Origin of the sequence: Streptomyces sp. NPDC059900, assembly GCF_050270335.1 — a bacterium.
Classification (GTDB): domain Bacteria; phylum Actinomycetota; class Actinomycetes; order Streptomycetales; family Streptomycetaceae; genus Streptomyces.
Genome location: NZ_JBNNJZ010000605.1, coordinates 1 through 4,744, shown reverse-complemented (window position 1 = coordinate 4,744; position 4,744 = coordinate 1). Strand labels below are relative to the sequence as shown.

The following is a 4,744-nucleotide window of genomic DNA, read 5'->3' as shown; positions in this document are numbered from 1 at the left end:
GGCCCGCACGGTCCTGGACCCGCAGGAGGTCCCGGTGGGCGTGGTGACGTCCCTGATCGGTGTCCCGGCCTTCGTCCTGGTCCTCTACCGCACCCGGAAGACGACATGACTCCGCACGCGAACCCCGGCCTGCGCGCCGACCGGGTGACCAGAACAGCCGGCGGCCACCTCATCGTCGACGGGGTCACCCTGGCCCCGCCGCCCGGAGCCACGGTCGGCCTGCTCGGCCCGAACGGCTCGGGCAAGTCCACCCTCCTGCGCATCCTGGCGGGCGTCCTGGCCCCGGCGTCGGGGGTGGTCACCCTGGACGGCCGGCCCCTGCGTGACGTGGGCCGCCGCACGGTCGCCCGCAGGGTGGCGGTGGTCGACCAGCACGCCACCACGCAGGTCGAGCTGTCGGTGGAGGACGTCGTACGCCTGGGCCGCATCCCGCACCGCAGGGCGTGGTCCCCCGCCACGCCACGGGACGACGAGGCGGTCCGCGAGGCCCTGGCCCGCACGGGCCTGACCGACAGAGCGGCCCAGTCCTGGCACACGCTCTCCGGCGGCGAACGCCAACGGGTCCAGATAGCAAGGGCACTGGCCCAGGACCCCCGCGAACTCCTCCTGGACGAGCCGACCAACCACCTGGACATCCAGCACCAGCTCGACCTCCTGGCCCTGGTCGCGGACCTCCCCCTGACCAGCGTGATCGCCCTGCACGACCTGAACCTGGCCGCCATGTTCTGCGACCACGTACTGGTCCTGCGCGAGGGCGTGGCCCACGCGTCGGGCACCCCGTCCGAGGTGATCACACAGGAGCTGATCGCGAAGGTGTACGGGGTGCGGGCGGTGGTGACACCGGCGGACGACGGCCCGGGGGCGCGGCCGTCGATCCGCTTCCTGCGGGGGTGAGCCTCAGTCCGCCCGCAGCCGGTCGGCGAGACCGGCGGCGGCGAAGGCGGACGCCAACTCGTCCCGCCCTTCGGTGAAGTGGGCCCAGCTGTCGCAGTGGACGGGGACGACGCGCCGCGCCCCGAGTATCCGAGCGGCCTCGGCGGCCTGGTTGCTGTCGAGGACGATCGGCGCGCCGCCGAACAGGAACGGAAAGCGGGGAGCACCGGCGAACAGCACGGCGGTGTCCACGCCCCCGAACCGCTCCACCGTCTCCCGGACCGCGTCGAGAGAGGCGTTGTCACCGCTGACGTAGATGGTCGGGAGCCCCTCGCCGGTCAGGACGAAGCCGACGACCTCGCCCGTGATCGGTTCGACGTCCTCGCGCCTGCCGGGCCCGTGCACGGCGGGCACGCCGGTCACGGTCACGTGCCCGCCGCCGGGCCGGTCGAGGTCGACGGACTCCCAGTCGGCGAGCCCCTTCACCTTGTCCCCGAGGCTGTCGCGGAGCCGGAGCCCGCCGCCGGGCGTGGTGAGGGTGAGCGGTACGCCGGGGAGCAGGGCGCGGCCGGAGTTGTCGAGGTTGTCGGGGTGCTCGTCGTGGGAGAGCAGGACGACGTCGACGGGGCCGAGGTCGCCGGGGGAGGCGGCGGCGGGCGCGGTCTTGGTCAGACCGGCGCCGCCGGGGGCCGGATAGTCGCCGGGGTCGTCGAAGGTCGGGTCGGTGAGGAACCTGAGTCCGCCGTACTCGAAGAAGGCGGTGGGTCCGCCGAGGACGCGGACGGGGATCTGCTCGTCTTGCGAGCCGGACGTGCCGAAAGTAGCCGCAGCAGCCATGAAAGACACATGCCTCACGGGTGGGGGAAAGTCTATCCGTGATAAACGGTAGCCGTTCCTCACGGATGAAGGCAATGCGTACCATGAGATACGTGAAGGAAACAGCGACCGCCGAGCCGAAGACCGCGCCCCCGGAGCCGACGAACGCGCCCCCGCAGCGGGGGGCCGCAGGGCCCGCGGGGCGGGGGGCCGCGATGCCCGCGGGAACGGAGAGTGCCGCAGGCGTAGCGGCCCCGGCGCCACCACCCGCGCCGGGCGCTGAGCAGTACCCCGCGCTCGACTTCGCCAACAGCGCCATCGCCCTGCCCGGCGGCCAGTTCACCGACCTGCTCGGCACCCCGGAAGCCGCGAACCAGTGGCTCACGGCCCGCGACCTGGCCCCGGCGGACGCGGGCCTCCAGGAGATGTGCACGGCCCAACTGCGCACCCTGCGGGAACAGATCCGGTCCCTGCTCGCCGCCAGGCTCGACGACTGCCCGCCCCCGCCGACCGCACTGGCCGCGGTCAACGAAGCCCTGACCAGAGCCCCGGCGGCCTCCCTCCTCCACTGGGACCCGGCCCGCGGCCTGCACCGCGCCGCGTCCCACCCCACCACGCAGATCGTCGAGCACGCCCTGGCCACGCTCGCCGCGGACGCCGCGACCCTCCTCACGGCCCCCGACGCCACCCGCCTCACCGCCTGCGGCTCCCCGCCCTGCAACCGCTACCTGCTCCGCCATGGCCGCCGCCACTGGTGCTCCACGCGCTGCGGCGACAGAGCCCGAGCAGCCCGCGCCTACGCCCGCCGCACCCAACCGAAACCGGCCTGAACAGACACCCGACACAACAGCGAGGGCCGCCACCTCCCAAGGGAGGCAGCGGCCCTCGCTGCTGAATCAGACCGTCAGACCTGACGGCCGGGTCGGCTTAGATGTCGAAGTACAGCTCGAACTCGTGCGGGTGCGGACGCAGCTGGATCGGGGCGATCTCGTTCGTGCGCTTGTAGTCGATCCACGTCTCGATCAGGTCGGCCGTGAAGACGCCGCCCGCCTGGAGGTACTCGTTGTCCGCCTCGAGGGCGTCGAGGACCGCGGGGAGGGAGGTCGGGACCTGGGCGACGCCCGCGTGCTCCTCGGGGGCGAGCTCGTAGAGGTCCTTGTCGATCGGCTCCGGCGGCTCGATCTTGTTCTTGACGCCGTCCAGGCCGGCCATCAGGAGCGCCGAGAACGCGAGGTACGGGTTCGAGGACGGGTCCGGCGCGCGGAACTCGACGCGCTTGGCCTTCGGGTTGGAGCCCGTGATCGGGATACGCATGGCCGCCGAGCGGTTGCGCTGCGAGTAGACCATGTTGACCGGCGCCTCGAAGCCCGGGACCAAGCGGTGGTACGAGTTCACCGTCGGGTTGGTGAAGGCGAGCAGCGAGGGGGCGTGCTTGAGGATGCCGCCGATGTAGTAGCGGGCGGTGTCCGAGAGACCGGCGTAGCCCTGCTCGTCGTAGAACAGCGGGTCGCCGCCCGACCACAGCGACTGGTGGACGTGCATGCCCGAGCCGTTGTCGCCGAAGATCGGCTTCGGCATGAAGGTCGCGGTCTTCTGGTTGCGCCAGGCGACGTTCTTCACGATGTACTTGAAGAGCATCAGGTCGTCGGCCGCGGCCAGCAGCGTGTTGAACTTGTAGTTGATCTCGGCCTGGCCGGCGGTGCCGACCTCGTGGTGCTGGCGCTCGACCTGGAGGCCGTTCTTGTCCAGCTCCAGGGAGATCTCGGCACGCAGGTCGGCGAAGTGGTCCACCGGCGGGGCCGGGAAGTAGCCGCCCTTGTAGCGGACCTTGTAGCCGCGGTTGTTCTCGACCGCACCGGTGTTCCAGGCGCCGGCCTCGGAGTCGATGTGGTAGAAGCTCTCGTTCGCCGACGTCTGGAAGCGGACGTTGTCGAAGACGTAGAACTCGGCCTCGGGGCCGAAGTACGCGGTGTCCGCGATGCCGGTGGACGCGAGGTAGGCCTCGGCCTTCTTGGCGATGTTGCGCGGGTCACGGCTGTACTGCTCGCCCGTGATCGGGTCGTGGATGAAGAAGTTGATGTTGACGGTCTTGTCGCGGCGGAAGGGATCGACCCGGGCGGTCGACAGGTCCGCGCGCAGCGCCATGTCGGACTCGTGGATGGCCTGGAAGCCGCGGATCGACGACCCGTCGAACGCCAGCTCCTCGTTCGGGTCGAACGCCGCTGCCGGGATCGTGAAGTGCTGCATCACTCCGGGCAGGTCGCAGAACCGGACATCTACGAACTTCACGTCCTCGTCCGCGATGAACTTCTTTGCGTCGTCGGCGTTCTGGAACATCCAACTCCTCCTACTCCCGACCCCCAGGCGGGGCGGGGTTGCAGCTCGTTGTGCGGCCAGTGCGGTGGCACACGCTGGGACCCGACCATAGGGACGGGGGATTTCTCAAGCATGACCCATTTGTTTCGCCGAAGTTAACCGAGGCGAGTTCGGGCCAGGTGTCATTCGCCCTACCCCGACCGTCCTCGTACGAAAACGGGCGCAGTACCGTGGACGGGTGGACAACAGGCAAGTAATCGGTTCGTGGCTCTCCGGCCCTCGTGCGGCGGCAGAGGACGCGGGCGTCGACTTCGGATACCGCGGCGAGCAGCTCGGCCTGCCGGAGGAGGGGCCGGGCTCGATCGCGCGGCCCGGACGGCGCATGGGCGCGGTCGTCGTCGACTGGGCCCTGTGCATGCTCATCGCATACGGCCTGTTCGCTCGCGGTGACCAGCAGGCGATGGGGAACTGGGCGCTCGGCATCTTCTTCGTCATGACCGTCCTGACGGTCGGCACGGTCGGCTGCACCCCCGGCAAGGCCCTCTTCCGGCTGCGTGTCATCGCCGAGGGCGGCGGCCGCCTCGGCATCGTCCGGGTCCTCCTGCGCAGCGTCCTGCTCTGCGTGGCGATCCCGGCCCTGATCTGGGACCGCGACGGCCGCGGCCTGCACGACCGCCTCGCACGCGCCGTTCAGGTGCGGATCTGAGCTCACGGCTACGTACGGCGAAGGCCCCGGAAC

Annotated in this window: 6 protein-coding genes; 4 read left to right on the top strand and 2 right to left on the bottom strand. The window is 70.8% G+C overall.

Annotated features, from left to right (window positions below; genetic code table 11):
* The coding region (locus tag ACQKIP_RS40155; RefSeq protein WP_427745301.1) for an iron chelate uptake ABC transporter family permease subunit at positions 1-109 on the top strand (109 nt) is incomplete at its 5' end.
* Complete coding sequence (locus ACQKIP_RS40150) at positions 106-894, top strand: ABC transporter ATP-binding protein (RefSeq protein WP_365852612.1); 789 nt, start codon at positions 106-108, stop codon at positions 892-894. The genes ACQKIP_RS40155 and ACQKIP_RS40150, both read left to right, overlap by 4 nt.
* A gap of 3 nt (positions 895-897) precedes the next feature.
* On the opposite strand, the gene ACQKIP_RS40145 is transcribed toward ACQKIP_RS40150, so the two are convergent.
* Positions 898-1,710, bottom strand: a complete 813-nt coding sequence (locus ACQKIP_RS40145) for an MBL fold metallo-hydrolase (RefSeq protein WP_365852614.1) — start codon at positions 1,708-1,710, stop codon at positions 898-900.
* A gap of 194 nt (positions 1,711-1,904) precedes the next feature.
* Between ACQKIP_RS40145 and ACQKIP_RS40140 the strand changes: the two genes are divergently transcribed.
* A complete protein-coding gene (locus ACQKIP_RS40140) occupies positions 1,905-2,519 on the top strand; it encodes a CGNR zinc finger domain-containing protein (RefSeq protein ID WP_365853440.1) in 615 nt (204 codons plus the stop codon).
* Positions 2,520-2,616: 97 nt separating this feature from the next.
* Here ACQKIP_RS40140 and glnA read toward each other — a convergent pair whose 3' ends face one another.
* Positions 2,617-4,026 (bottom strand): type I glutamate--ammonia ligase, encoded by a 1,410-nt coding sequence (gene glnA, locus ACQKIP_RS40135; RefSeq protein ID WP_361198907.1) that lies wholly within the window; start codon positions 4,024-4,026, stop codon positions 2,617-2,619.
* Positions 4,027-4,243: 217 nt separating this feature from the next.
* Between glnA and ACQKIP_RS40130 the strand changes: the two genes are divergently transcribed.
* A complete protein-coding gene (locus ACQKIP_RS40130) occupies positions 4,244-4,711 on the top strand; it encodes an RDD family protein (protein WP_365852616.1) in 468 nt (155 codons plus the stop codon).
* Positions 4,712-4,744: the final 33 nt, after the last annotated feature.

Bases quoted from the DNA above. Each gene is read 5' to 3' on its own strand.
- ACQKIP_RS40150 (WP_365852612.1), top strand. From the start codon at position 106: ATGACTCCGCACGCGAACCCCGGCCTGCGCGCCGACCGGGTGACCAGA.
- ACQKIP_RS40145 (WP_365852614.1), bottom strand. From the start codon at position 1,710: ATGGCTGCTGCGGCTACTTTCGGCACGTCCGGCTCGCAAGACGAGCAG.
- ACQKIP_RS40140 (WP_365853440.1), top strand. From the start codon at position 1,905: ATGCCCGCGGGAACGGAGAGTGCCGCAGGCGTAGCGGCCCCGGCGCCA.
- glnA (WP_361198907.1), bottom strand. From the start codon at position 4,026: ATGTTCCAGAACGCCGACGACGCAAAGAAGTTCATCGCGGACGAGGAC.